This window comes from Pseudaminobacter soli (ex Zhang et al. 2022) (genome assembly GCF_014595955.1).
Taxonomy (GTDB): Bacteria; Pseudomonadota; Alphaproteobacteria; order Rhizobiales; family Rhizobiaceae; genus Kumtagia; species Kumtagia pseudosoli.
In genome coordinates, this window is sequence record NZ_JABVCF010000001.1 from 655,025 (window position 1) to 681,404 (window position 26,380).

Sequence of the window (26,380 nt, forward strand, 5' to 3'; positions counted from 1 at the left end):
TAAGTAACGCTCCAAGTTCAAAGCATCTACCTACGAAGGCTTAGCCCCATGACCTCCCTGCCCTCCAAAGCCCGCGCTGTCATCATCGGCGGCGGCGTATCCGGCTGCTCCGTCGCTTACCATCTGGCGAAGCTCGGCTGGACCGACATCGTGCTCCTGGAACGCAAGCAGCTGACCAGCGGCACCACCTGGCATGCGGCCGGCCTCGTCGGCCAATTGCGCGCCTCCAGGAACATGACACGGCTCGCGAAATACTCGGCCGACCTCTACGTGAAGCTCGAGGAGGAGACGGAGGTGGCGACCGGCATGCGCCAAGTCGGCTCGATCACCGTCGCGCTGACCGAGGAGCGCAAGCACGAGATCTATCGCCAGGCTTCGCTCGCCCGCGCCTTCGACGTCGACGTGCGCGAGATTTCGCCCAGCGAAGTCAAGGAGATGTACCCCCATCTCAACGTGTCGGACGTGGTCGGCGCCGTGCACCTGCCGCTCGACGGCCAGGCCGACCCGGCGAACATTGCCATGGCGCTTGCCAAGGGCGCCCGCCAGCGCGGCGCAAGAATCGTAGAGAACGTGAAGGTCACCAAAGTCCACACCAGGGATGGCCGCGTTAGCGGCGTTTCCTGGGACATGAACGGCGAGCAGGGAACGATCGAGACCGACATGGTGGTGAACTGCGCCGGCATGTGGGCGCGCGAGCTCGGCCAGCATAACGGCGTCGCGGTCCCGCTGCACGCCTGCGAGCATTTTTATCTGGTCACCGAGGCGATCCCAGGCTTGTCGCGCCTGCCGGTGCTGCGCGTTCCCGACGAATGCGCCTACTACAAGGAGGACGCCGGCAAGATGATGCTCGGCGCCTTCGAGCCGGTGGCGAAGCCCTGGGGCATGGACGGTATTCCCGAAAGTTTTTGCTTCGACCAGCTGCCGGAGGACATGGACCACTTTGAACCCATTCTCGAAATGGGCGTGAACCGCATGCCGATGCTCGGCACGGCCGGCATTCACACCTTCTTCAACGGCCCTGAGAGCTTTACGCCGGACGATCGCTATTATCTCGGCGAAGCGCCGGAGCTGCGCGGCTACTGGGTGGCCGCGGGCTACAATTCGATCGGCATCGTCTCCTCCGGCGGCGCCGGCATGGCGCTGGCGCAGTGGATGAACGACGGCGAGCCGCCCTTCGACCTGTGGGAGGTCGACATCCGCCGCGCCCAGCCGTTCCAGGTCAACCGGCGCTACCTGAAGGAGCGGGTCAGCGAGACGCTCGGGCTGCTCTATGCAGACCATTTCCCCTATCGGCAGGTCGCGACCGCCCGCGGCGTTCGCCGCTCGCCCCTCCACGAGCATTTGAAGGCACGTGGCGCCGTCTTCGGCGAAGTGGCCGGCTGGGAGCGCGCCAACTGGTTCGCAAGGGAAGGCCAGGAGCGCGAGTACAAATACTCGTGGTGGCGCCAGAACTGGTTCGACAACCAGCGCGACGAACACCTGGCGGTGCGCAACAACGTCGGCCTGTTCGACATGACGTCGTTCGGCAAGATCCGGGTCGAGGGGCGCGACGCTTGCGCCTTCCTGCAGCGGCTCTGCGCCAACGACATGGACGTGGCGCCCGGCAAGATCGTCTATACGCAGATGCTCAACGAGCGCGGAGGGATCGAGAGCGATCTCACCGTCAGCCGGCTGTCCGAAACCGCCTACTTCCTGGTCGTGCCGGGCGCCACGCTGCAGCGCGATCTCGCCTGGCTGCGCAAGCATCTGACGGACGAGTTCGTGGTCATCACCGATGTGACGGCCGCCGAAAGCGTGCTCTGCTTGATGGGGCCGAGCGCGCGGAAACTGATCCAACGGGTCAGCCCCAACGATTTCTCCAACGAGAACAATCCATTCGGCACGTTCCAGAACATCGAGATCGGCATGGGGCTCGCCCGTGCGCACCGCGTCACCTATGTCGGCGAACTCGGCTGGGAGCTCTACGTCTCCACGGACCAGACTGCCCATGTCTTCGAGGCGATCGAGGAGGCCGGGCAGGATCTCGGGCTAAAGCTCTGCGGCCTGCACACGCTGGATTCCTGCCGCATCGAGAAGGCGTTCCGCCATTTCGGCCACGACATCACCGACGAAGATCACGTGCTGGAGGCGGGCCTCGGTTTCGCGGTGCGGACCGCCAAGGGCGACTTCATTGGCCGCGATGCGGTGCTGAAGACGCGCGAGACCGGCCTGTCACGCCGGCTCGTCCAGTTCCGGCTGAAGAACCCAAAACCCCTGCTCTTCCACAACGAGGCGATCGTTCGCGACGGCGCGATCGTCGGCACGATCACCTCGGGCAACTATGGCCACCACCTCGGCGGCGCGATCGGCCTCGGCTATGTGCCCACCCGGGGCGAGAGCGAAGCCGATCTGCTCAGCTCGACCTATGAGATCGAGATTGCAGGCGAGAGGTTTGCGGCGGAGGCTTCGCTCAAGCCGATGTATGATCCGAAGGCGGAGCGGGTGCGGGCGTAGAGAGCATGATCCCGAAAAGTTGCAGACTTTTCGGACAAGATCATGCGGCAAACAAGACTTGGAGAGAGATGCCGACTCGAAGTCATCTCGCTCTAGCCGCCCCTACACCAGTTCCACCTCGACAACTCCCGGGACGGCGCGCATCGCCGAGGCGACCTGCGGCGAGAGGCGGTAGCCACCCGGCAGCGCGACTTCGATCTCGCCGGCGGCGTCGGGCTTGAGCACGATAAAACTCACCTGACCGTCGCCGCGCACGCCGAGTTGCCCAGCCAGCGTGCCCAGCGGCGCGGCGTCGCGCACATAGATGCGCAGCGCCTTCTGCACGCGGCTCGCCTCCACTTCGAGAGATTTCACCGTCTGGATGCGCAGGTTGATACCTTCCGGCCTATCCTCGGCCGCCACCGTGAGCACCACGGATTGGCCGGGCTCCAAGAGATCGCGGTATTGGGCGAGCGTCTCGGAGAACATCACCGCCTCGTACTGCCCGGTCTGGTCCGAGAAGAGCACTACGCCCATCTTGTTGCCGGTGCGGGTCTTGCGCTCCTGCCGCGAGGTGACGGTGCCCGCGAGCCGGCCGGCGGTCGCGCCGCGCTTCACCGCGGCAGAGAACTCGGACCAGTTCTGCACGCGCATTTTCTGCAGCACTTGGCTGTACTCGTCGAGGGGGTGGGCCGAGAGGTAGAAGCCGACGGCGAGAAACTCCTTGTGCAGGCGTTCCGCCGGCAGCCAGGGCTGGGTCGCGGGCAGGTGCAACTGCTGCTGGCGAGCCCCCGAGCTTGCCCCGAACATGTCGGTAATGCCGAGCGCGGCATCTTCCTGCGCGCGCGAAGCAAGCCCCATCATGCGCTCTATGCCGGCCATCATGGCGGCCCGGTCGTGGCCGAAGCAGTCCAGCGCGCCGGCGAGGATCAGGCTCTCCAGCACGCGCTTGCCGACCACTTTCGGATCGACCCGCTCGCAGAAATCCTCGAGATCGGTGAACTGCCGCTCCTTGCGCTTCTCGACGATGTGCTCGACCGCCGCCTCGCCTACGCCCTTGATCGCCGCTAGCGCGTAGAAGATGCGGTTCTCGGCGACCTCGAACGGCCGGTATGAAGTCTTCACCGAAGGCGCGACCACGTCGATGCCGAGGCGCAGCGCATCCTGCCGGAATTCGGCGAGCTTGTCGGTGTTGTTCATGTCGAGCGTCATCGACGCCGCCAGGAACTCCACGGGATAGTGCGCCTTCAGATAGGCGGTCTGGTAGGAGACCACCGCGTAGGCCGCGGCGTGCGACTTGTTGAAGCCGTAGTCGGCGAACTTCGCCAGGAGGTCGAAGATGAAGTCCGACTGCTGCTTCGTAAGCCCGTTCTTCGTCGCGCCGTCGACGAAGCGCACGCGCTGCGCATCCATCTCGGCGCGGATCTTCTTGCCCATCGCGCGCCGGAGCAGGTCTGCTTCGCCGAGCGAATAGCCGGAAAGCTCCTGGGCGATCTGCATCACCTGCTCCTGGTAGACGATGACGCCTTGGGTCTCGGCCACCAGATGGTCGATCTTCGGGTGGATCGACGCGATCTCCTCTTCCTTGTGCTTGCGGGCGTTGTAGGTCGGGATGTTCTCCATCGGCCCCGGCCGGTAGAGCGCGACCAGTGCGATAATGTCCTCGATGCGATCGGGCTTCATGCCGATCAGCGCCTTGCGCATGCCGGCCGATTCCACCTGGAACACGCCGACGACCTCGCCGCGCGACAGCATCTGATAGGTCTTCTGGTCGTCTAGCGGGATCTTTGCGAGATCGATATCCACGCCGCGTCGGCGGATCAGCTTCACCGCGGTTTCTAGCACGGTGAGCGTCTTCAAGCCGAGGAAGTCGAACTTCACCAGCCCCGCCTCCTCCACCAGCTTCATGTTGAACTGGGTGACCGGCATGTCGGAGCGCGGGTCCCGGTACATTGGCACCAGTTCGGAGAGCGGCCGGTCGCCGATGACGATACCCGCGGCGTGGGTCGAGGCGTGGCGGTAGAGCCCTTCCAGCTTCTGCGCCATGTCGAGCAGCGTGCCAACGATCGGCTCCTTCTCGACCTCCTCGGCAAAGCGAGGTTCGGCCTCGATGGCATCCTTCAGCTTGACCGGATTGGCCGGGTTCTGCGGCACCATCTTGCAGAGCCGGTCGACCTGGCCATACGGCATCTGCAGGACGCGGCCGACGTCGCGCAGCACCGCGCGCGCCTGCAGCGTTCCGAAGGTGATGATCTGCCCGACCTGGTCGCGTCCGTACTTCTGCTGGACGTAGCGGATCACCTCCTCGCGCCGGTCCTGACAGAAGTCGATGTCGAAGTCCGGCATCGACACGCGGTCGGGATTGAGGAAGCGCTCGAACAGCAGCGAGAAGCGCAGCGGGTCGATGTCGGTGATGGTGAGCGCGTAGGCGACCAGCGAGCCGGCGCCCGAGCCGCGGCCCGGTCCGACCGGGATGCCGTGCGCCTTCGCCCATTTGATGAAGTCGGAGACGATGAGGAAGTAGCCGGGGAACTTCATGCGCTCGATGATGCCGAGTTCGAACTCCAGCCGCTCGCGGTATTGCTCTTCGCTGAAGCCCGGCGACATGCCGACCGTCGCGAAGCGGTTTGCCAGTCCCTCGCGCGCCTGGCGGCGAAGCTCGTCGGCCTCTGCTTTCTCGGCGTCATCCCCGCTGCCGGTGAAGCGCGGCAGGATCGGCGAACGCTTGGTCGGGTAATAGGAGCAGCGCCGGGCGATCTCGACGGTGCTGTCGATCGCCTCCGGCAGGTCCGCGAACAAAGCCGACATCTCGGCCTGCGTCTTCAGGTGGTTGTCGGGCGAGAGGCGACGCCGGTCGTCCGACGCGACCACCGAGCCCTCGGCGATCGCGATCAGCGCGTCATGCGCCTCGTAGTCCGCCGCCGAGGGGAAGAAGGCCTCGTTGGTCGCCACAAGCGGCAGGTCGTGCGCATAGGCGAGGTCGATGGTGGCGGCCTCGACCCGCCGGTCCCAGTCACCGATGCGCTCCAGCTCAACATAGAGCCGGTCGCCGAAAATGTTCTTCAGCGTCAGCAGCCGGTTCTCGGCGAGATCGGCATGGTCGAACTTGAGCGCAGTGCCGATCGGCCCGCGTGGTCCGCCGGTGAGGCAGATGATCCCCGGCGACAGCTCTTCCAGCCACTCGGTGGAGACGTGGACAGGCTCGCCTGGCGGGGTGCTGAGATAGGCCCGGCTGACCAGCCGCACCAGGTTCGCGTAACCTTCGGCAGTCGCCGCGATCAGCACGATCGGCCGAAGCTCCACCCCTCCCCGGCGTTGCCCGCGCGGATCGGCCGGCTCGCCGCTGAAGGCGAGGTCAAGCTGGCAGCCGATCAGCGGCTGCACGCCTTCCTTGGTAACCTTGTTTGCGAATTCGAGCGCGCCGAAGAGGTTGTTGGTGTCGGTGATTGCGATGGCCGGGGCGCGGTCCTTCAGCGCATGGCCGACGATCTTGCCTGTTGGCAGCGCGCCTTCGAGCAGCGAATAGGCGGAGTGGACGCGCAGGTGGATGAACGGTCGCGTGACAACGGGCGGCTGGGCGACCTGGCTGCCGCCGTCGGGCGCCTGCATGGCAGCGCGGAGGATCGGATCGCGGGGAGGTCTGTCGGCGGCCATGAGGTCTCAAGAGGCTCGAAGAATCCAAGTGCCCAATTTGGCCGATCGGCCGATAGCTTTCCACCCTTGCAAGCGGTTTGCCACAGGGCGGGTTCTCAAATCGCCGCTTGCGGCAGCTCTTTTGTCGGAAGGTATTTCGCGGCAGGCCTCAGGATCCGGCAATGCGCTCCAGGGCGGCCAGCCCGCAACCGCCGCCAAGGCTCCTGCTGATGGCTTCCTACGGCAGCAAGCGATGCCGCTTCAATGAACCGGCTTTATCTAGCCCGGTACTGCTCGTCGGTCACGTGCTCCATCCACTCGACTGCCTTGCCGTCGAGCGCCTCCTGGATGGCGATGTGGGTCATGGCGGTGGTCGGCGAGGCTCCGTGCCAGTGCTCCTCGCCGGGCTCGAACCAGACCACGTCGCCAGGACGGATCTCCTCCGCCGGCCCGCCCTCGCGCTGCACCAGGCCGCAGCCTGCGGTGACGATCAGCACCTGGCCGAGCGGATGCGTGTGCCAGGCCGTGCGGGCACCGGGCTCGAAGGTCACCGCATTTCCAGCGGCCCGCGCAGGGGCGTTCGCCGGAAACAGCGGATCGATCCGGACCTTGCCGGTGAACCATTCCGAAGGTCCCTTCCCGGACGGCTGCGAGCCGCTTCGCTTGATCTCCATCGCCATTCTCCTTGGTTGTCCCTGGACCTTGGCCGTAGGGAAACCCATGATCCAACAATCTAGCGCGCCGGCCTGCAGTTGATCAGGTGGACCGTGCACAGGCATTCGTCAGCGTCAGTTGCGCGGAGAGGGCCTTTCATGGTCGGGCACGTCGCGACACCACGCGTGGATCAGCCTTCGGACGCCAAACCGAAGAGATCGAACGTCAACAATTTAGGGGCAAACCGACGTGATACGTTTCTTCAGGACCATGATGCTTCTTGCTGCCGGATGCGCGACATTCGCCCTGGTGGCATGTCAGTCGACGGCGAGGCACGGACCTGCGCCAAGAGCGCCCGCCAATTGCGCGATGACTGGCTCGTCCTGCGAGACCCCGGACCGCCCGGGCAGGTGAAGTGGATCTCCCCGAAGAAATTGCTAGAAGGGCAGCACAATCGTATCGACCGTCGTCGCGAACATCATCCAGGCGAGGAGGATACTTTTCTGCCGGCGGGCTATGCTAGGTTCGGGGTTCTATACAGGATATTCTCGCCAACCCTGATTTCTACATCGAGAAGATGTTCCTGGATGGCGTGCAGGTCCATGGCAATGCCTAGCCCTGGCGCGTCCGGAAGCTCGACTTTACCATCGGCACCGAGCGCCAGGTGCTCGCGGCAGATCGCCCAAGACAATGATGACGGGTCCATCGGATATTCGCACAGATCCTGCCGTTCCAGACCCGCATAGGCATGCAGCGACGCGCTGAGGGCAAGATGTGACGTGTAGGTGTGGTTGACGTATTGACCGCCACGCCGGTCGACATAGCGTGCGATGTCCCTGGCTGCCCCGATGCCTCCAACGCGACCGCAATCGATCTGGATAACGCCCACGCCTCCGATGTCGAACAGGTGCCGGGCCTGGGCTACGCTGTGAATGTTTTCGCCCGCGGCGATGCGCTGACGGCCGAAGTACCGGCTGAATTCGGCATAGGCTTCCAAGGCGGCCGGCTCGAACGGTTCTTCCACCCACTCGACGGAAAACTGATCCAGCAGGGCGCCGTAGCCGTTCGTGGCCGTCGGGTCGTTGCCCCAGATGCGGGCCGCATCGAGGAACAGGCGCGCGTCAGTTCCAAGGCCTTCGCGGGCCGCAGCGAGTTGCGCCCCGTCCGCAGCGATATCGCCACTGCCAAAGCCGTTCCAGCCGGTCTTCACCGCCCGATAGCCGGCCTGTCGGGCCTGGCGCATCCGCCCGAATGTCTCTTCCGGGGTGGCGGCGAAGGGGATCACCACATAGGGCTGCTTGGCAAATGCCCTGTCATATCCAAGGAGCCGGTAGACTGGTTCCTCACATTTCTTCCCGAGCAGATCCCACAGCGCCATCTCCACGCCCGAATAGACATGCGGCGCCTGCAGCACGTTCATGCTGTCCTCGAGCACCCGGCGCGTGATGGCGACGATGTCGGCCGGGCCTTCGAGCGGCTGGCCGAGAACGGAGGCGCCGACCGGCCGGGAGGTGCTGTGCGATTCCGGCGTGACGAAGGCGGCAAGCGACACGAAGGGCGCCGCCTCGCCCTCGCCCCAGCCCTCGTACTGCCCGGCGCGCGCGCGCACCAGCAGCGTGTCCTTGACCGGATCACGGGCGGGATCGAAGTCGGGCACCTGCAGCAGGAACAGATCGATCGCCTCGATGCGCGTCACAGGCTCAGTGTCCCTTGTCTGCCAGGATTAGGTCGGCCCCGCGCTCGCCGATCATCATGGCCGGCGCATTGGTGTTGCCGCTGACAAGATGCGGCATGATCGACGCGTCAACGACGCGCAGCCCCGCAATGCCATGCACGCGCAGCCTGCTGTCGACCACCGCCATCGGATCGGAGCCCATCTTGCAGGTTCCGACGGGGTGGAACACCGTCACACTTTCCCGGCGTAGGAATTCCTCCCAGTCGCTGTCGGTCATGTCGGCCTTCCCGGGCGCCAGCTCCTCGATCACATGCTGCGCGAGCGGGGCTGCGGCAAAGATCTTGCGAATGGCGCGGCAGCCTTCGGTGAGCAGACGCACGTCGGACTCTGCTTCGAGGAGACGGCTGAAGATCCGGGGCGGATCGCGGAAATCGCCGCTGCGCAGCGTGAGATGGCCTCGACTCTCCGGTCGGCTGATATTCGGTATCGCCGTCACCACCGGATCCTTGAGGATGATCAGTTCGTCCGGCGTGAGCTTATAGCCGACGGGCGTGAAATGCAGTTGGAGATCCGGGTCCGGCCGCGTCTCGTCCGATCGGATGAAGGCCATGGCCTGCGCACCCGGTGCGGTTCCGGGGCCGCGTCCGCACACGAGCCAGTTGACCCCGTGCAATGCCGATTTGAACAGACCCGCCTCGGAATTGTAGGTCGGCTGATCGACGCGGTAGGTGAGATAGACGCCGACATGGTCGTGAAGGTTCTTGCCGACGCCGGGCAGATGATGCGTGGCGCTCCCGTACGGCGACAGCTCCGCGGCATCGCCGACGCCTGAGAGCATCAGCAGTTGCGGCGAGGCGATCGTGCCGGCCGACAGGATGACCTCGCGGCGAGCGCGAACCACATGGCGCGAATTGTCGGGCCGGTAGTATTCGATCCCGGTGGCACGGCGATCCTCGATCAGGACGCGTGACACCTGCACCTTGGTCCGAACCCGCAGGTTCTTGCGGCTTCGGACCGGCTTCAGATAGGCGTCCGATGCGCTGTGGCGGCGGCCGAATACCTGATTGGCCTGGACGAAACCTGCGCCTTCCTGTGACCTGCCGTTGAAATCGTCGTTGGCAGGCAAGCCGGTGGCAATTGCCGCCTGCACGAACTTGTCCGCCAGACCGTGGCGGCTCCGAAGGTTCGACGTCCGCAGCGGGCCATCATGGCCGCGATAGCCATCTCCACCGTTCTCGTTCGTCTCGCTGCGCTTGAAATAGGGGAGCACATCCGCATAGGACCATCCCGCATTCCCGAGGGCCGCCCAACTGTCGTAGTCGCTGGCCTGGCCTCGCATATAGACCAGACCGCACAGCGAACTGCTGCCACCCAGGACCTTGCCGCGCGGCCACACGTCCTGCCGACCGTTCCGCGTCGGGTCGGGCTCCGTCAGATAGTTCCAGTCGTATTTCGGGTTGCCGATTCCGTAGAGGTCGGTGGCCGCCGGCATCTTGATGATCGGCGAGCTATCGGTGCCGCCGGCCTCCACGAGCAGGACGGAATTGCGGCTGTCCGCACTCAGGCGGTTGGCCAGCACACAGCCTGCCGAACCTGCGCCTACGATGATGAAGTCGAACTCTTCCATGAGGCGGTCAGGCGTAGCTGTGATAGACGGCACGGAGCTGGGTGTATTTCAGCACACCGTGCTTGCCGTCCTCGCCGCCCATGCCGGATTCCATATGCCCGGTGTGAAAGCCCTGCAGCGCCTCGCCCATGGTCCGGTTGATGAAAATCTCGCCGAAACGCAGCTCGTCCTGCGCGCGCATGACCAGCCGGTAGTCGTTGCTGAAGACAAAGGCCGTGAGGCCATAGCGCGTCGCGTTGGCATGACGGATCGCCTCGTCGTATCTGGAGACGCGTATGATCGGCGCGATCGGCCCGAAGGTCTCCTGGTTGAAGAGCGACATTTTGGGCGTCACGCCGGTCATCACGGTCGGCCGCACCCAGTATCCCCTGCCCGGGAGCGACGGCAGACCGTAGCCGCCGCAGTGGAGCTCGGCGCCTTCCGCCTGCGCCAGGTCGATCGCTGCGGTTACCTTCTGGAACTGCACGCGATTGACCAGCGGTCCGAGGTCTAAGTCGTCGGATGGGCTGCCGACGCGTAACCGCTCGGCACGCTCCACAAGCCGCGCGACGAAGGCGTCGTGCACGTCCTCATGAACCAGGATGCGTTCCGAGGAGGTGCAGACCTGGCCGGTATTCTCGAAGCTCGCAAAGGCGATCGCATCCGCGGCCAGATCGAGGTCGGCATCCTTCCAGATGATCGCCGGCGCGCTACCGCCAAGCTCGAGCGAAACGCGTGAGAGATTGGCCGCCGCCGCAGCCATGATCTTCTTGCCGGTGTCGCGATGGCCGGTCATGGTGATCATGTTCACCAGCGGATGCGAAGTCAGGGCCGCGCCGACCGCGCCACCGCCGGTGACAAGGTTCAGAACTCCCGGCGGCAGGCAATTCTCGTCCGTGATGAGTTGGATGGCGCGAATGGTGGCCAGCGGCGTCACTTCGGTGGGCTTCACCACCAGGGTGTTGCCGCTGATCAGCGCCGGAGCCGCCTTGCGGATGAAGAGATCCAGCGGATAGTTCCAGGCGGTGATGGCCGCCACGACACCGATCGGCACGCGGTTGAGGAGGATCGTCTCGTTGCGGTTGTCGGCGGGAACGATCTCGCCCTCGATCCGGCGGTCCCACTGCGCCATGTATTCGAGATAGATCCCTGCATTCTCCACGTCTTCGCGCGCCTTGCGCAACGGCTTGCCGACCTCGCGGGAAACGAGTTCCGCCAGTTCCTGCTGATGCTTGAGCAGGCACGCGCGCATCGCGCGCAGCGCGTCGGCGCGACGCCACGGCTCGAGAGCGGCCCAGGCTGGCTGCGCGGCGGCAGCGGCCTCGACGGCCCGCGACACCTGGTCGTGGCTGGCGCTCGGCACGACGGCGAACTCGGCTTCCGTTGCCGGGTCGATGACCGGCAAGCCGGCGTCCGCGCCAGCTTCCCAGAGGCCGTTGATCAAAATGGTCTTATCGGTCGTCATTGCGAATCTCCCACCATCTGCAGTCCGGCGATCAGGCCGTCGCGCAGAGCTGTCAGGTCGTCCGTGGTGGCCATGAAGGCGATGCCGAGACTGCGCGCCAGATCGCGATCGGGAATGCTGGCGATCGGCATCGCCCAGGGCTTGTTATGGTTTCGCGCCGCAAGCGCGATCCGGCGGATGTCGTCGTGGTCCCGGCCATCGGCGCGATACTCGCCGCGCCCGCGCGCCAGCGATAAATCGTTGGGACCGATGAACAAGCCGTCCACTGTCTCGAGCGAGGCGATCTGCTCGACGTCCTCGAGCGCCTGCACGGTCTCGATCATGACCCAGCATTTCGTCCGCCGGTTCTCGGCCTCGACGAAATGGGGCGGCGCGGGCAGGTAATTGTATGTCTTGCCGCCGCCGAAGCCGCGCCCGCCCAAGGGCGGGAACTTGGCGAAGGCCGTTGCAGCGCGGGCATGCGCAAGATCCCTGACCTGCGGCAGGATCACGCCGTCGCTGCCAAAATCGAGCGCATGCTGGATGGGCACGCGCTCGGCGCTGTCGACGCGCGTATACACAGTCAGGCCGAGTGCCTTGGCAAGGGTGATGCTCCGCGCGGCCGAGGACGGCTCGAACGTGCCGTGCTCCATGTCAATGATCACGGTGCCATAGCCGAGGATCGAGGCGATCTCGCAGGCACTCTCATTGGGCGTCATCAGCCAGAAGGCGAACGCTGTGTGGTTCGCGATGCGGATCACAGTCATCAGCTTTCCCCGAACGCCCCTGCCATTGCGCCGCCGTCCACCGGATAGAGGCCGCCCGTCAGATAGGCTGCGGCCGGCGAGCAGAGAAACATTGCGAGCCCCGCGACGTCTTCGACCTGCGCGAAGCGGCCCATCGGGATGGCAGCCGCCCAGTTCGCCTTATCCGCCGCCGATGCGACGGTGCGGAACATGTCGGTCTCGACCACGTGGGGCAGAATGGCGTTGACGCGGATGTTGTCGCGGGCGTGGTCGAGGGCGAGCACCTTGGTGAGCCCGATCACGCCGAACTTGGAGGCGCAATAAACGGCGCGGCGCTGGAAACCGGTTATGCCGGCCGTAGACGAAACCTGGATGATCGAGCCACCCTCCCCTCGGCGCGTCGCTTCGGCAATGAACCGCTTGGAGAGCCACAGCACGCTATTGAAATTGAGCTCCATCAGTTCCCGGGTGCGATCCGCAGTAATGGAGTCGGTCGTCACCCCCCAGGACCGGCCTGCATTGTTGACGAGGAAATCGATCCTTCCGTGGACTTCGATGGCCCGGTCGAAGACCGCATCGGCGGCGCCCTCCACCGACAGGTCGCCACCCAGGGCGATGATCTCCTGACCGTCCGGCCTCAATGTTTCCGCCCTGCGCGTGACAGCGTCCTCATCGATGTCCTGCATGACGACATGCGCGCCGAGATCGGCGAACGCCTGGGCGATCCCGGCTCCAATGCCGCCGGCGGCGCCGGTCACCAGGGCTACCTTGCCGCTGAAAATTCCATCGCTGAATGTCTTTGCCATTATGCTTTCACTCGCCATGCCTCGAGTGCGGCCTCGTCAATATCAAGGCCCAGTCCCGGGCGATCAAAAGGTTCGACCATGCCCCGATCCGACAAAAACAACGGCGAACGGAGGAACTCCTCCCGCCAGGGCGAGGGATCCATGTCGCACTCGAAATAGTCGGCGTTGGGCAGGGCGTAGAGAAGATTGATGCAGGCCGCCAGGCTGACCGCCGTGCTGTAGTTCTTGGAGGAGAAGGTCAGGTGCCGCATCTGCGCATAGGCGGCGATCTTGCGGGCCTCCGTGATGCCGCCGACCTGGATCACGTCCGGCTGGACCACCTGAATGGCACCGGCATCCATGAGGGCTGCAAAGTTGAACTTGCTGGTCTCCGTCTCGAAGCCTGCGATCGGCACGCGGGTACGGCGCGCGAGCTCGGCGCAACCGGTGATGTTCTCCGGCTGGGTTGGCTCTTCGAACCAGCGGATGCCGAGTCGCTCGAACTGGTCGGCATAAGCCATGGCGGTGCGGGCATCGAGCGACGTTGTGGCATCGCACATCAGGTCGAGCTCGGCGCCGAGCGCCTCCCGCGCCGCTTCGACGCGGGCGATGTCCTCGGCGAAGGAGACGCGCATCGGCGTCTCGTGGAGCACGCCGGCATGGACGGCCGAGGCCATGTTGCCGACCTTCATCTTGTAGCCGAGATAGCCGGCGGCACGGGCCTGCGAGACGTCGGCGGCAAAATCATCCACCGTGTAGTCACGTCGGTAATAGCCGGAGGACGCATAGGAGCGGAGCGGACGGCCGAACCCGCCGAGCATGCGCCAGACCGGCTGCCCTGACGCCTTCCCCATGATGTCCCAGAGCGCGATGTCGATGCCTGAGAGGCAGGACAGCAGGATGCCCTTGCGGCCGTGATAATAGGTCTCCTGATAGACCTTCTCCCAGAGATATTCCGGACGGCGCGGGTCGTGGCCGACGATCAGCGGCTGGATCTGCTTTTCCAGGACCGCAACCGTGGTGTCAAAAGGGCCGCCCCACATCGCCGCCTCGCCCCAGCCGACAATGTCCGGGTCATCGGTGTAGACCTTGACCAGGACCGCTTCCCGCGACTGGTACTCGCCGCGGGCATAGGTCAGCGGATAGGGCATGCGATATTCGAGACAGAACGTCTCCAGTCCGGTAATCTTCATTTTCTTCCTGTGCTCAGTTGGTGCGCAAGCACACGACCCGATCGCGCAGAATCTCGAGATTCACGCGGTCGTTCTTGCCGAAGGACTCGTAGCTTTCGTTACGGACCGTCAGTTCCTGTCCGGGCGCCACGCTGACAACATACTCGGTGGTCCCGCCGAGGAAACGGCATTGCTGGACCACCCCTTCGATCCGTCCGTCGCCGATCTCCCTCGATAGGCGGATGTCCTCCGGACGGATCGCGATTGCCTTGACGCTGGTGTCGGCGTTGTCGGGCAGCGGGAAACCGACCTCGCCCTTCGTCACGAACCTGCCGGACGCCACGGCGCCATGGACGACGTTTGCTCCACCGATGAAATCGGCGACGAAGGGCGTCTCCGGCGCGCGGTAGAGCCGCGTCGGCGTGTCCATCTGCTCGACCAGGCCACCATTCATGACCGCGACATAGTCGGACAGGACGAGCGCCTCGCTCTGGTCGTGCGTGACGAAGACGGTCGTGATCTTCAGCTCACGGACGATGCGGTTGATCTCGTCGCGCATCTCCTCGCGGAGCTTCAGATCGAGCGCGGAAAGAGGCTCGTCGAGCAACAGGATGTCCGGCCGGATGGCGAGCGCGCGGGCAAGCGCCACACGCTGCTGCTGTCCGCCCGAAAGCTGCCGCGGGGCGCGGTCGATGAAGGCGCCCATCTTCACGATGTCGATCGCCTGACGCGCGCGTTCGTCGCGTTCCGCCCGCCCGACACCACGCATCCGTAGCCCGAAGGCGACGTTCTGCGCCACGCTCATATGCGGGAACAGCGCATAGGACTGGAATACCATGCCGATATTGCGATGCCGGGCAGGCACACGCGTGATGTCCTTGCCGGCAAGCATGATGGTTCCGGCGCTGGGCTGCTCGAAGCCGGCAATCATGCGCAAGGTGGTCGTCTTGCCGCATCCGGACGGGCCAAGCAGGCTAAGCACCTCGCCCTGCGCAAGCGAAAAGCCGACGCCTTTCACGGCATGGAAGGGCCCGAAGGATTTTTCAACGCTGTCTAGCTTGAGTGTCACTATCTCTTCACCGAAGTGGGGCGACCGGGCTGGCAAGCCCGGCCGCATGCATTCTGCTGGAACTTACCGGACCAGGGCCTTGGCCTTCTGCCAGACCTCGGTCGCCTTCGTCTCATAGGCGGCACCGAGGTTCCGCTGGAACTGGACGCGATTGAGGTTTGCCTCCGCGTCGTCGACGCCGAGCGTTGCGCGAAGCTCCGCGTCGAGCAGCGGCACGGCCTTCTGGTTCGCGGGCGCGTAGCCGAGTTCCTTGCCGAGCTGCGCCTGCGTTTCCGGCGAGATCATGTGATCGAGCAAGGCATAGGCCGCATCGGGGTTGGGGGCGTCCTTGACAAGGCAGGGGCCATCGTACCAGGCGATGAAGCCTTCCTCGGGATAGACGAGCTCGATCGGAAGACCCTTGGCCTTGGCCTGGCGGAAGCCGCCGTCATCGGTGTCGGCGATCCAGATCTCCCCGGCCGCGAGCAACTGAGCCATCTCGTCATAGTGCTGGTAGATGGTCCGCACCTGAGGCATGTCCGCCTCGAGCGTCTTGGCGATTGTGGCCCACTGCTCTTCCGTGAGCGGTCCATATTCGAAACCGGCCTGGAAGCAGGAGCGGTAGGCCTGCTCGTTCGCCTTGTCGATCTTGCCGATGCGGCCCTTGTACTTGCCCGAATAGACGTCCTTCCAGGACTTGATCGGCCCGCCGGTCTTCGCGGGGTTGTAGGCGATCAGGCCGTTGGCGCCCCAGGAATAGGTGACCAGTTCGTGCTGTCCGCTTTCCTTCGGCTTCTGGAAGGGAGCGTACATGTCCTTGAAATTCGACAGCCGGTCGACATCGATCGCGTCGATGAGCCCCTGCCGCATGGCCACTTCCTCGTAGCCGACGCCGAGGAAGACCACGTCATAGGTGCCGAGGCCGGCGGCGCGGATCTTGTTCATCGCCTCCTTCTCGGAAGCGTAGTAGTCGATGTTGACCTTGGTACCGTGCTTTTCCTCGAAAGCCGGCAGCGCGAAGTCGATGTAATTGCCCCAGCTCAGCACGTTGATCGAGCCGCCGAGCTTTTCCTGCGCCCAGCCTCGGCCGGTCAGGCCGAGGGTTAAGCCAGCGGCGGAAGCTGCAAGAAGTTGACGTCTGTTCATTCCAAACCTCCCTTGGTTGTTATTTGCGTTTCGACCAGGTGAGCCGCAACGCGGCAACGCTGAGCACCACGGTTGCAGCCAGGATCAGCGTCGAGACGGCGTTGATCTCCGGCGTGATGCCGACCTTGACGATCGAGTAAATGCGGATCGGCAGCGTGGTTGTCCCGGCCGACGTGAGGAAGAAGCTGACCACGAATTCGCCGATCGAGATCGTGAATGCGAAAAGGGCCGCTCCGATGATGCCCGGCATGATGCCGGGAATGGTGACGCGCAGGATCACGGCGAGTTCGCCAGCGCCGAGCCCACGGGCCGCCTCCTCGAGCGAGCGGTCGAACCGCGCCAGGCTCGAGATCAGGATGAAGGTGCAATAAGGCAACGCCAGCAGCACGTGACCGAGCAACATCGCCACGAAGCCGGTCTGGAAACCGATGAAGCGGGCAAAAAGCAGCAGGGACACGCCCATGATGATTCCCGGCGCCAGCATGGGCATGACCGTAAGCAGCAGGAAGGCGTTCTTGCCGCGAAAGTCGTGACGGACGATCGCGAGCGCTGAGAGGAGGCCGAGCGCGGTTGCCACCGCGGTCGCAATCACGCCGACCTGCAGGCTCGTCCAGAGGGCGTCGAGGGTTTTCCTGTCGGCCAGCAACTTGCTGTACCAATGGGTGTCGAATGCCTTGATCGGCAGCGTCGTGATCATGTCCTGGTTGAAGCTGGTGATCACCACCAGCGCGATCGGCAGATAGACGAACGCAAAGACGATCGCGGCGAAGGTCCCGAGGATCCAGCGAGCCATGGCGCTTACTCCTGGCCAAGCATGCTGCGGTTGATGTTCAGGAAGCGGCCGACGATCAGAAGACAGGCCAGTATGCTTCCTAGCAGGACCATCGACAGCGCGGAGCCGAACGGCCAATCGAAGTTCGAGAACGCGGTCGTGATGAGATTGCCGAACATCACCCCTTGCAGGCCGCCGAGCATGTTGGGCACCACATACTCACCCATGGCGGGGATGAAGGTGATGATGCAGCCGGCGATGATGCCGGGGGCGATCAGCGGCAGAGTGATGAAGGCAAAACGCCGCGCAGGTCCGGCACCAAGGTTCTCGGCGGCCTCGAGCACCGAGTTGTCGAGGCGCTCGATCGCGGCATAGATCGGAACCAGCATGTAGGGCAGGTAGATGTAGACGAGGCCGATCACCACTGCCGCCTTGGTGAAGAGCAGCCGGATGGGCTCCTCGATCAGGCCGGCCGACAAGAGCAGCCAATTCATCAGGCCCGCCTCGCCGATGACGAGATTCCATGAATAGGTGCGGATAAGCACACTGACCCAACCGGGAACGATAAGGGCCAGAACGAGAAAGACGCGCAGACGCGGCGGCACGAAACGGACAAGGAAATAGGAGAGAGGCAGCGACAGCGCGAGCGCACCGATGGTGGTCATCAGCGCCATGCCGGCCGAACCGGCCAGCGTCCCGAGATAGAGCGGGTCGGCGGCGATCTTTTCGTACTGCGTGAGTTGCAGCGAATGCTCGACCAGATAGTCGTCGTTGATTGCCCAGAAGCTGTGGATCGCCATCAGCGAGATCGGCGCCACGAAAAGAATGAGGAGGGTCAGCAGGGGCGGTACCAATAGGCACGCTAGCTGCCCGCGCTCGTTCGCCATTCTTGCTGCTCCCACCCTTTTCATCTGCCGCCCCGCATCTTGTGCGCGAGGCTAGGAGCCAATAGGGTATTTGGCAAATTTATTAGCCTTATAGACCTCATTAGGAGATGAAATAGCCCGTGGCCGGTGATCTCGACATCGACCTGCTCAGAGCGTTTGCAACCGTCTATCAGTCGGGCGGCTTCTCGCCGGCTGCCGAAATTCTTGGCCGCAGCCAGCCGGCGATCAGCCTGCAGATCAAACGACTAGAGGAACGCGTCGGCAGTCAGCTCTTCGAGCGGAGTTCTGCACGCGGCGTTTCGCTTACGCCGACCGGTCTGACGCTGATGGACTATGCCCGTCAGATCGTCGCTCTTCACGACGAGGCGATGGCAAGGGTAGCACTGCCCAGCTTCAATGCCTTTGTCCGGCTCGGCATTTTGGAAGAACTGAGCAACTACCGCCTTCCGACCGTGCTGCGTTCGTTTTCCAAGGTCTTTCCGGACGCCAACCTTCAGGTGCAGGTGAAGCTGAGCAATAGCCTCATGCTCGAAATGCTGCAGGGCCGCCTCGACATCATCGTCATCGCCGCCGAGGCAAATACGCCCAACACCATCCCTCTCTGGTCGGAACAGTTGGTCTGGGTGGCCTCGAGCGCGGTCCCCACTTCGGTGCGGCAGCCGCTGCCCCTGGTCAGCCTTCCCGATCCTTGCTTCTACCGCAAAGCAGCCACACAAGCCCTCACCGGCGCGGGACAGCAATGGGTCGACGTCTGCTCCAGCAGCACGATGGCCGGCATCCGGGCTTCGGTGATCGCCGGCATCGGTGTCACCGCAATGGGCAAGACCGAAGTGACCGAGGGCCTGCACATCCTCGGTTCCGATTCCGGCCTGCCCCGGCTCTCCGACGCAGAGGTCGTGATCTATTTCCGCGACAAGGGATTTGAGAGCGTGGCCAAGGCCCTAGCTGCGCATGTGCGCAAGAGCATCGCGTGACAACGCGTCGACCACGATCAACCAGAAGGAACCAGCTTTTCAATGACGAGTGCGAATGAATTGGCCAGGCCCGCCATCGGCTTCTGGCTGGAGAGTGACAATCAGAAGGCGTGCGAGATCGCGCGCCTGGCCGGCTTCGAGCTTGTTCTGTTCGATATGGAACACGGCACGCTGGACCTGCCTGCGCTCGATCGGCTGCTGCCCTTCTGCCAGTCAATCGGCCTCACCGCCTATGTGAGGTTGGCCGAAGCGACGCGCCCCAACATCCAGCATGCGCTCGACGCTGGAGCAGAAGCGATCGTGCTGCCGCAACTGCGCGATCTCGCGCATGCCAGAAAGGTGACCGAATTCGCGAAATTCGCCCCGCTCGGCACGCGAGGCGTCGGCTACGGCCGGACGCAGCGATATGGGGGCGCCAGCAATGATTTCTTCCGCGAGGAAAACGAGCAGCGCCTCTGCTACGCGATGATCGAAACTGCGGAGGCCCTCGCCGATGCTGAGGCGATCGCGGCCCTGCCCTGCGTGGACGGGCTCTTCATGGGGCCGGGCGACCTCTCGGTCGCGCGTGGACGCGGCGCATTCAGTGCATCCGAGGCCGACGTTGCCGACCTGAAGCACATCGCGAATGCTGCACACCTCGCGGGAAAGTGCTGGGCTCTGCCGGCTACAAATTCGCGCCTGCGCGAGGCGGCGCTGGCGCTCTCGCCGAGCTTCGTGATGCTTGGCGACGATCTGTCCGCCCTGTCGATCGGTTTCGAGGCCCTTCGATCAAATCTGAACTGAAGCCCAATCGCGGTCTAGACGCGGGCAAACATCGGGAGACGGAATCAAAGGCTTCGTTGACAATGGGCAGTTGCCAACTCGAAGTGGCGCTGCCCGGCGTAGCCGCGGTTACAGGGAGAACGCGAGGCCGCTCTTTGCCGCTGGCGCACGATGAAGAGGAGACAATCATGACGAACCAAAACCGCTTCCTGCGCGAAGCAATCGAACTTGCATATGCAAATATCGAGAAAGGTGGCCGCCCGTTCGGCGCGGTGGTCGTCAGGGACGGCGAAGTGATCGCGACCGGCGTCAACGAAATTCACAGCACAAATGACCCCACCGCGCATGCCGAACTAACCGCGCTCCGCGCCGCCGGCCGCAAGGTCGGTTCTCCCAATCTCGAAGGCTGCGCGGTCTATGCCAGTGGCCATCCCTGCCCGATGTGCATGGCGGCGATGCGGCTGGCCGGCGTCACCGAGGTCGCCTACGCCTACTCCAACGACGACGGCGCTCCGTTCGGACTTTCGACCGCAGCGATCTATGCGGATTTGGCCAAGCCCTTTGCTGAGCAATCCATGACAATCCGACACGTGCCGCTTCGGCTGGAGTCGCGCCCGGATCTCTATGCAGTCTGGAAGCGCAGCCAGGACGAGTGGGCATAAGCGTAACGAAGCTCAACGCCCCCGCCGCCTGCCCGATTCCTGCCCCTCGCAGTCATCGTCCTGGTCAGCCCTTGATGGCATGGCTTGGTGGCATGAACGTTCGCTGGCGCAGAATTGGTGAAGGTCTGCTTATGCCAGCAGCGTTCAAACGATTGGCGTTGCTGTCGGTTTGAAGTGCTGATTCAGTCCTTTTGACAGCATCCTCGCTGAAACCAGCACGGCATTCCACCTCTCATTGGATAACAGCCAATTTCCTATCCGTGAAAAAAGTTGACACGGGAGGACCTCTGCTACCTAATGCCGCGTGGGAACATAAAAAATGATCGTCATCAGACGGCGCGACAATTGAGGAGAAGACCGTGATTGCCAGCCTGTTGAGAAGCGGAGTTAGCCGCCGCACATTTCTTGCCTCGGCCGCCGCTGGAGCGGGTGCACTGGCCGGGTTGCTCCCGCGGCCGCTGCGGGCACAAGACAAGACCGTGAAGATCGGTTTTCTTGCCCCGCTGACCGGACCCGTGGCGGCGTGGGGTAAGCCCGGTCTCGACGGCTGCCAGATCTGGGCGGAATGGATCAATGCGGGGGGCGGCATCAACATCGGCGGCGAACCGCACCGGGTGGAGTTCGTCGCCTATGATGACGAGGACGATCCGGCCAAGGCTCGCACCGGCGCAACCCAGCTCATCCGCGAGAACGACGTGAAGTTCGTGATGATGCTTGGCGGAAACTCATGGCCAGGCGTTCAGCCGGTCGCGGAGCGGACCGGGATGCTGTTTTCCACGCTTCTGCCCTCGGACCTCAGCCCCTCCACGGCAACGCTGATAGCGCCGGCCGAGGTGCACCCGATCTACAATGTCACTGCGGTCGACTGGCTGGCTGCCAACCGGCCCGAACTGAAGACGGCCGTGATCTGCGCCCAGGACGACGCGCTGGGACTGCCGTCGGTGGCGACCTATCTCGCCGCCTTCGAGGCCGCCGGCATCGAGATGCTGGACGAACCCCTGCTGTTCGACCCGGCAACCACGGATTTCGCCCCCGTCGTCACCCGAATGCTCTCGAAGAAGCCGCAGATCGTCTGTCTCGACACCTGCTATTCCGACTATGTGCATCCGATCTGCGAACAGCTCTTCCAGCAGGGATTCAAGGGCCAGATCCTCTCCTGCACGCTGGACTTCTACGACCAGGTGATCGCCAAGACCTCGGCGGAGTTCATGGAAGGGACGCTGTTCCAGTTCCCCGACTTCGACGATCCGGCGTTGAACGCTGATTTCATCAACTTCCAGAAGCCCAACGAGTTCTTCGCCGAGTACAACCGTCGCCATCCCGGCCAGTGGGGCGCGGTGAGCTGGGAATACGCATCGGTCATGGACCTCTGGAAGGCGGCGGTCGAAAAGGCTGGTTCCGCCGAGCCGGACGCTGTCAAGGCTGCAATGACCGAGGGCGGCGAAGGGCTCCATGCGTTCGGCAAGGCCCGCTGGTGGGGCAAGGACCTCTTCGGCATCGACAACGCACTGGTCGGCAACTGGCCGGTCGTGGCGATCGAGGGCGGCAAGGCGCGGATCAAGGAATTCCGCTCCATCCCCGACTGGTACGATAAGCACGGCGAGCTGATGAAGAAACACATGGCCGCCTACAATCAGATGTGGGACCAGCGCGGCTGACACGAGCCGCCCGGATCTTCCAATGCTGGACCTTTTCGCGCAGACGGGCGTGAATGCCCTCTATGCAGCTGCCTATCTGTCGCTCGTCGCGGTTGGGCTGGTGCTGATCTTCGGTGTCATGGGCATTCTCAACTTTGCCCATGGTGAACTCTTCATGATCGGCGGCTATGTCGTCGTGGCCCTCTATGCGGGCTATCAGTTGCCCTTCGCCGTGGTGGTTGCGGTCGCACTCGTCTTCGTGGGCTTGGTTGGACTTCTCATGGAGTGGTCGATGTTCAGGCCCTTGAGGGACAACCCCTTGGGCGGCCTAGTGGCTTCCATCGGGTTCCTGATGATCCTCCAGGCGCTGGTTTCGATGCAGTTCGGGGTTCGGATGGCCCATGTGCCACCCGCCACGCAGTCAGTGATCGAGCTTGCCGATGGAGTGCGGCTGCCGGCACAGCGCGCCATTGTGATCCTTGCGGCAATCGTGCTTCTCGGGGCGCTATGGTACTTCCTGAAGCGCACCCGTTTCGGCTGGGCCTTGCGCGCCAGTGCCCAGGACCGTGAAGCGGCGGCACTCCAGGGCATCTCGATCAACCAGACCGCGCGCATCGCCATGTTCATCGGCGCGGCGCTCGCCGGTGTGGCCGGGGCACTGACGGCACCGCTGGTATCCGTCAACCCGCACATGGGTCATTCGGTGATCGTCTCGGTGTTCATCGTCATCATCGTGGGCGGCGTCGGCTCGCTGGAAGGCGCGCTGGTGGCTGCCGTGGTCTATGCATTCTTGCATACCGTCATCACGACCTTCTGGGACGGAGTTATAGCCGACATAGCCGGGCTTCTGCTCATGCTGCTCGTCCTGATCGTCCGGCCCACAGGCTTTTTCGGGACCAAGGATCGTGCCTAGAATCGTTTTCCTTCTGCTTTGGTCCGTCCTCATCGCCTTGCTTCTAGCGCTGCCGCACGGGCTCAGCCTCTCGCAGCAGGAAGTCCTGGTCTTCCTGACGATCAACGTCCTTCTAGTCTCCTCCTATCGGCTGCTGACGCTGACCGGCGAATGGTCGCTTGGCCATGTCGTCATAATGGGCGTGGGCGCCTACGGCTCGGCCCTCTACACGCGGCACTTCGGAATACCGGTGCCGATCTCGATGCTGCTCGGCGCAGCGACGGCAGCGGTGCTCGCATTGCTGCTGAGCTATCCGCTATTCCGCATGAAGGGCCTCTACTTCCTGATCGGCAGCTTCGCCGCGAGCGAGATCGTTCGGCTTCTGTGGAAACGCATGCGCGAGCCCTTCGGCGGGGCCAAGGGCCTGAGCCGGATCGAACCCATGCCGGATTTCGACATCGGCATCTGGCAGTTCGATTTCTTCGAGCCGGTCAGCTACTACTATTTCAGCCTGGCCGTCGTCGGTGTCTGCCTCTGGATCATGTGGCGGATCGAGCACTCGCCGGTCGGGCTGACATTCCACGCCGTTCACTGGCAGGACAAGCTGGCCGAGTCGGCCGGGGTGAACGCCCGCGCCTACCGCACGCTGGCCTTCGTCCTGGCCTCGGCATTCGCGGGCCTCTCGGGCGCGTTGCTCGCCCACTATGTCGGCACCGTCAACCCGTCGAGCTTCGACGTGGAAGTGATGGTCTTCGTGCTGACCTGGGCCATCGTCGGCGGCACGAGCACTCTCTACGGACCGATACTGGGCTGTGTGGTCCTCACTGTCCTCAACGAGATCGTCCTGCGCAATCTCGGCTTCGAACAGGCGCGGCCGCTGATCTATGGGCTGGTGCTCATCGTGTCGGTGCTGTTCCTGCCGAAGGGGCTGGAAAGCCTGGTCCAGAAGCTGCTGGAGCGGCGCAGGACCGCGATCGCCCTGCAGCCGGAGAAGGCATGATGACCGGGCCCTTCCTGGAAATGGACCAGTTGATCATGCGCTTCGGCGGCCTGACCGCGGTGCAGGGCCTGAGCTTCAAGGTAGAGCATGGCACGATCCATGGCCTGATCGGACCGAATGGCGCGGGCAAGACCACGACCTTCAATATGGTATCCGGCTTCTACCGGCCGAGCGCGGGCGAGGTCCGCCTGCGCGGCGAGGTGATTTCCGGTCTGAACATGTACGAGGTGGCCCGGCGTGGCGTGATACGCACGTTCCAGCACTCCACCCTCTTCGCCGAGATGACGGTGATGGAGAACGCGCTGATCGGAACCCACATTGCCTTCCGGCCCAATCTGTTCGCCGCGATCACCGGCTCGGACCGGCCCGATCGCCGCAAGGCCCGGATGCGTGCCGAGGAGGCGCTGGACTTCTTCGGCCTGCTGCACCTTGCGGACGTACGCGCCGGCGATTTGGCGCACGGCCATGAGCGTGCGCTCGGCATGGCGATCGCCATGACCGGTCAACCCGACGTGCTGCTGCTGGACGAACCGTTCACCGGCATGAACCCCGAGGAGACCGGCCGGATGATGGAACTGGTGCGCAAGCTGCGCGACAACAAGATCACCATCCTGCTCGTCGAACACGACATGCAGGCGATCATGGGGCTCTGCGACAGGATCACCTGCATGAGCTTCGGCAAGTTCCTAGCCGAGGGCAAGCCCGAGGAGATCCGCACCAATCCCGCGGTGATCGAGGCCTATCTGGGAGGCGGGTTCCATGCTGCTTGAGGTGCGCGCAGCGTCGGTGACCTACGGCAAGGTCCGCGCGCTTGCGGGCGTGAGCCTCTCGGTGCCCGAGAACGGCATCGTCACCATCATCGGCTCGAACGGTGCCGGCAAGAGCACCACGCTTCGCGCGATTTCGGGACTTGCGCGTCTCTCCTCCGGGGAGATCCATTTTGCCGGCGAGCGGATCGACAATCTGCCCGCAGATCGCGTGGTGGCTCGCGGCATTGCCCATGTCCCCGAGGGCCGGCGCATCTTCAAGGACATGACCGTCGAAGAGAACCTGATGACCGGCGCCTTCCTGCGCCGCGATGCGGCCGGCGTGGCGAAGGATCTGGAGGGCGTCTATGCGCGCTTCCCGCGCCTTGCCGAGCGCAGGCGCCAACTTGCGAAGACCATGTCCGGGGGTGAGCAGCAGATGCTGGCCATTGGACGCGCGCTCATGGCGAGGCCGAAGCTTCTGCTGATGGACGAACCCTCGATGGGCCTCGCTCCGGTGATCGTGGAAGAGATCGCCCGCATCGTCGTCGACATCAAGGCGCAAGGGGTTCCCGTGGTCCTGGTCGAGCAGAACGCGCAACTGGCCCTCGAGCTTGCCGACCACGCCTATGTGCTGGAGACCGGGTCGCTGGCGCTGGAAGGCCCGGCGCGCGAGCTCCAGCGCAACGATCATGTCCGCGCGGCCTATCTTGGCATCTAGCGCGAGCACCGGTTGGCGATCGGCCTGGCCCGCCGCGCGCGCCGCGGGCTGGAGCCGCGCCGAACTGCTTTGGGAGCGCCTGCAGGACAGGGCGAACCACAGTCTCAGCGCCGGCGACCGCACCCGGGCCGTGCGCGGTTTCCGCTGGGGGTGGTGGCTGGCTTTTCTCGCCTTCTCCCGCATTGATCCCCGTTACGCGACAAGTCTCGCCAATATGGCCGCCGCCGATCGTATAACAGGGGCCGAAGCTCGGGCGCGCCGCCGCTACGAAAAAGCACTACAGCTTTGGGCAGAGGTTCCGGCGCAGGCCGACACGGTGGAAATCGCGCCGCGGGCGCGCAGCTCGCTCTTCCACCTCAGGATGGAGGCGCGGCATATGCAGACCTATGAGGCCACGCGCCGCCTGCGGCTTGCCGCCTTCGCCAGCGAGGCCGCAGAGACGCTCACGGCCCTTTCATGCGACAGACAGCCTCCGCACCGCCACCATGCCCGGTGGGCGGGCGAACGGCCGCCCGTCTTCGACGGGAGCCGCCGCCTGCTTGCGGCCTGTCTGCTGATTGCCGCGCCCGCAAAAGACCCGTCCTGAGCTCAACGGCAATTAATCTCTGCTGACCCAGGGTGTGGCCTGAGATGCGGCGTCAGTTGCGGCGGGCTGGTCAGTCCATGCTGACGATCTTGCCGCCGCGGCGGTATCTCCCGGGAACACCTGCGGCAACCGCATGAAGAAAGGGCGCCGGTGGTCCGGCGCCCGGATGGGTTTCGTGCGGGCCCTCGGCTCAGTTGCGCAGATAGCTGTCCATGGTGTCGTCGAGCGCGTCCTTCCACGGCGTGTGGTGGGCCGGCGCCATGGTGCCGGTGATCACCGACTTGTAGCTGTTGTCGCGGAACTTCATGATGTCCTTCACCTTGTGCTTCTTCCACTGGAAGAACGCCTCGTTGGCGCCGT

Annotated in this window: 22 protein-coding genes; 10 read left to right on the plus strand and 12 right to left on the minus strand. The window is 64.1% G+C overall.

Annotation, left to right across the window (positions count from 1 at the left end):
• Positions 1-48 precede the first annotated feature (48 nt).
• Entirely contained in the window at positions 49-2,493 is a 2,445-nt protein-coding gene (locus HUI96_RS03125; protein ID WP_188253132.1) for a GcvT family protein, read from the plus strand.
• A gap of 102 nt (positions 2,494-2,595) precedes the next feature.
• On the opposite strand, the gene dnaE is transcribed toward HUI96_RS03125, so the two are convergent.
• The 12 genes from dnaE to HUI96_RS03185 form a co-directional block, all read right to left on the minus strand.
• Positions 2,596-6,081 (minus strand): DNA polymerase III subunit alpha, encoded by a 3,486-nt coding sequence (gene dnaE, locus HUI96_RS03130; protein WP_237683943.1) that lies wholly within the window; start codon positions 6,079-6,081, stop codon positions 2,596-2,598.
• A 299-nt stretch (positions 6,082-6,380) separates the two neighbouring features.
• Positions 6,381-6,779, minus strand: a complete 399-nt coding sequence (locus tag HUI96_RS03135) for a (R)-mandelonitrile lyase (protein WP_188253134.1) — start codon at positions 6,777-6,779, stop codon at positions 6,381-6,383.
• A gap of 494 nt (positions 6,780-7,273) precedes the next feature.
• Positions 7,274-8,455: an enolase C-terminal domain-like protein gene (locus HUI96_RS03140; RefSeq protein WP_188253135.1), complete on the minus strand. Its 1,182-nt coding sequence runs from the start codon at positions 8,453-8,455 to the stop codon at positions 7,274-7,276.
• 4 nt (positions 8,456-8,459) lie between these two features.
• Positions 8,460-10,061, minus strand: a complete 1,602-nt coding sequence (locus tag HUI96_RS03145; RefSeq protein WP_188253136.1) for a GMC family oxidoreductase — start codon at positions 10,059-10,061, stop codon at positions 8,460-8,462.
• A 7-nt stretch (positions 10,062-10,068) separates the two neighbouring features.
• Positions 10,069-11,505, minus strand: a complete 1,437-nt coding sequence (locus HUI96_RS03150; protein WP_188253137.1) for an aldehyde dehydrogenase family protein — start codon at positions 11,503-11,505, stop codon at positions 10,069-10,071.
• Positions 11,502-12,251, minus strand: a complete 750-nt coding sequence (locus HUI96_RS03155) for an aldolase/citrate lyase family protein (protein WP_188253138.1) — start codon at positions 12,249-12,251, stop codon at positions 11,502-11,504. The genes HUI96_RS03150 and HUI96_RS03155 overlap by 4 nt, the downstream gene beginning before the upstream one ends.
• Positions 12,251-13,036 (minus strand): SDR family NAD(P)-dependent oxidoreductase, encoded by a 786-nt coding sequence (locus HUI96_RS03160; protein ID WP_188253139.1) that lies wholly within the window; start codon positions 13,034-13,036, stop codon positions 12,251-12,253. Before HUI96_RS03160 ends, HUI96_RS03155 begins: the two co-directional genes overlap by 1 nt.
• Entirely contained in the window at positions 13,036-14,208 is a 1,173-nt protein-coding gene (locus HUI96_RS03165) for a mandelate racemase/muconate lactonizing enzyme family protein (protein ID WP_188253140.1), read from the minus strand. Before HUI96_RS03165 ends, HUI96_RS03160 begins: the two co-directional genes overlap by 1 nt.
• A 13-nt stretch (positions 14,209-14,221) precedes the next feature.
• On the minus strand, positions 14,222-15,256 hold the full coding sequence (locus HUI96_RS03170; protein WP_188253141.1) for an ATP-binding cassette domain-containing protein: 1,035 nt from the start codon (positions 15,254-15,256) through the stop codon (positions 14,222-14,224).
• A gap of 63 nt (positions 15,257-15,319) precedes the next feature.
• Entirely contained in the window at positions 15,320-16,381 is a 1,062-nt protein-coding gene (locus HUI96_RS03175) for an ABC transporter substrate-binding protein (RefSeq protein WP_188253142.1), read from the minus strand.
• Between the two features lie 19 nt (positions 16,382-16,400).
• Positions 16,401-17,174 (minus strand): ABC transporter permease, encoded by a 774-nt coding sequence (locus HUI96_RS03180; protein WP_188253143.1) that lies wholly within the window; start codon positions 17,172-17,174, stop codon positions 16,401-16,403.
• Positions 17,175-17,179: 5 nt separating this feature from the next.
• Positions 17,180-18,040: an ABC transporter permease gene (locus tag HUI96_RS03185; protein ID WP_237683915.1), complete on the minus strand. Its 861-nt coding sequence runs from the start codon at positions 18,038-18,040 to the stop codon at positions 17,180-17,182.
• 119 nt (positions 18,041-18,159) lie between these two features.
• On the opposite strand from HUI96_RS03185, the gene HUI96_RS03190 reads away from it, so the two are divergent.
• The 9 genes from HUI96_RS03190 to HUI96_RS03230 all read left to right on the plus strand — a co-directional run bounded on the left by HUI96_RS03190 (position 18,160) and on the right by HUI96_RS03230 (position 26,020).
• On the plus strand, positions 18,160-19,014 hold the full coding sequence (locus HUI96_RS03190) for a LysR substrate-binding domain-containing protein (protein ID WP_188253145.1): 855 nt from the start codon (positions 18,160-18,162) through the stop codon (positions 19,012-19,014).
• 42 nt (positions 19,015-19,056) lie between these two features.
• The gene (locus tag HUI96_RS03195) at positions 19,057-19,797 is read left to right on the plus strand and encodes an HpcH/HpaI aldolase family protein (RefSeq protein WP_188253146.1); all 741 of its coding nucleotides are present in this window, start codon (positions 19,057-19,059) and stop codon (positions 19,795-19,797) included.
• Between the two features lie 167 nt (positions 19,798-19,964).
• Complete coding sequence (locus HUI96_RS03200) at positions 19,965-20,438, plus strand: nucleoside deaminase (RefSeq protein WP_188253147.1); 474 nt, start codon at positions 19,965-19,967, stop codon at positions 20,436-20,438.
• A 359-nt stretch (positions 20,439-20,797) separates the two neighbouring features.
• Positions 20,798-22,096 (plus strand): ABC transporter substrate-binding protein, encoded by a 1,299-nt coding sequence (locus tag HUI96_RS03205; protein ID WP_188253148.1) that lies wholly within the window; start codon positions 20,798-20,800, stop codon positions 22,094-22,096.
• A 22-nt stretch (positions 22,097-22,118) separates the two neighbouring features.
• Positions 22,119-22,988, plus strand: coding sequence for a branched-chain amino acid ABC transporter permease (locus HUI96_RS03210; protein ID WP_188253149.1), 870 nt, complete (start codon positions 22,119-22,121; stop codon positions 22,986-22,988).
• A complete protein-coding gene (locus HUI96_RS03215; RefSeq protein WP_210319998.1) occupies positions 22,981-23,967 on the plus strand; it encodes a branched-chain amino acid ABC transporter permease in 987 nt (328 codons plus the stop codon). The genes HUI96_RS03210 and HUI96_RS03215 overlap by 8 nt, the downstream gene beginning before the upstream one ends.
• A complete protein-coding gene (locus HUI96_RS03220; RefSeq protein ID WP_237683916.1) occupies positions 23,964-24,737 on the plus strand; it encodes an ABC transporter ATP-binding protein in 774 nt (257 codons plus the stop codon). Before HUI96_RS03215 ends, HUI96_RS03220 begins: the two co-directional genes overlap by 4 nt.
• Positions 24,730-25,434: an ABC transporter ATP-binding protein gene (locus tag HUI96_RS03225; RefSeq protein ID WP_211892338.1), complete on the plus strand. Its 705-nt coding sequence runs from the start codon at positions 24,730-24,732 to the stop codon at positions 25,432-25,434. The genes HUI96_RS03220 and HUI96_RS03225 overlap by 8 nt, the downstream gene beginning before the upstream one ends.
• On the plus strand, positions 25,424-26,020 hold the full coding sequence (locus HUI96_RS03230) for a tetratricopeptide repeat-containing protein (RefSeq protein ID WP_188253151.1): 597 nt from the start codon (positions 25,424-25,426) through the stop codon (positions 26,018-26,020). The genes HUI96_RS03225 and HUI96_RS03230 overlap by 11 nt, the downstream gene beginning before the upstream one ends.
• Positions 26,021-26,380: the final 360 nt, after the last annotated feature.

Excerpts from the sequence above, each read along its gene's own strand:
- HUI96_RS03125 (WP_188253132.1), top strand. The coding sequence starts at position 49 with ATGACCTCCCTGCCCTCCAAAGCCCGCGCTGTCATCATCGGCGGCGGC.
- dnaE (WP_237683943.1), bottom strand. The coding sequence starts at position 6,081 with ATGCAGGCGCCCGACGGCGGCAGCCAGGTCGCCCAGCCGCCCGTTGTC.
- HUI96_RS03135 (WP_188253134.1), bottom strand. The coding sequence starts at position 6,779 with ATGGAGATCAAGCGAAGCGGCTCGCAGCCGTCCGGGAAGGGACCTTCG.
- HUI96_RS03145 (WP_188253136.1), bottom strand. The coding sequence starts at position 10,061 with ATGGAAGAGTTCGACTTCATCATCGTAGGCGCAGGTTCGGCAGGCTGT.
- HUI96_RS03150 (WP_188253137.1), bottom strand. The coding sequence starts at position 11,505 with ATGACGACCGATAAGACCATTTTGATCAACGGCCTCTGGGAAGCTGGC.
- HUI96_RS03155 (WP_188253138.1), bottom strand. The coding sequence starts at position 12,251 with ATGACTGTGATCCGCATCGCGAACCACACAGCGTTCGCCTTCTGGCTG.
- HUI96_RS03160 (WP_188253139.1), bottom strand. The coding sequence starts at position 13,036 with ATGGCAAAGACATTCAGCGATGGAATTTTCAGCGGCAAGGTAGCCCTG.
- HUI96_RS03165 (WP_188253140.1), bottom strand. The coding sequence starts at position 14,208 with ATGAAGATTACCGGACTGGAGACGTTCTGTCTCGAATATCGCATGCCC.
- HUI96_RS03175 (WP_188253142.1), bottom strand. The coding sequence starts at position 16,381 with ATGAACAGACGTCAACTTCTTGCAGCTTCCGCCGCTGGCTTAACCCTC.
- HUI96_RS03180 (WP_188253143.1), bottom strand. The coding sequence starts at position 17,174 with ATGGCTCGCTGGATCCTCGGGACCTTCGCCGCGATCGTCTTTGCGTTC.
- HUI96_RS03185 (WP_237683915.1), bottom strand. The coding sequence starts at position 18,040 with ATGGCGAACGAGCGCGGGCAGCTAGCGTGCCTATTGGTACCGCCCCTG.
- HUI96_RS03195 (WP_188253146.1), top strand. The coding sequence starts at position 19,057 with ATGACGAGTGCGAATGAATTGGCCAGGCCCGCCATCGGCTTCTGGCTG.
- HUI96_RS03200 (WP_188253147.1), top strand. The coding sequence starts at position 19,965 with ATGACGAACCAAAACCGCTTCCTGCGCGAAGCAATCGAACTTGCATAT.
- HUI96_RS03210 (WP_188253149.1), top strand. The coding sequence starts at position 22,119 with ATGCTGGACCTTTTCGCGCAGACGGGCGTGAATGCCCTCTATGCAGCT.
- HUI96_RS03220 (WP_237683916.1), top strand. The coding sequence starts at position 23,964 with ATGATGACCGGGCCCTTCCTGGAAATGGACCAGTTGATCATGCGCTTC.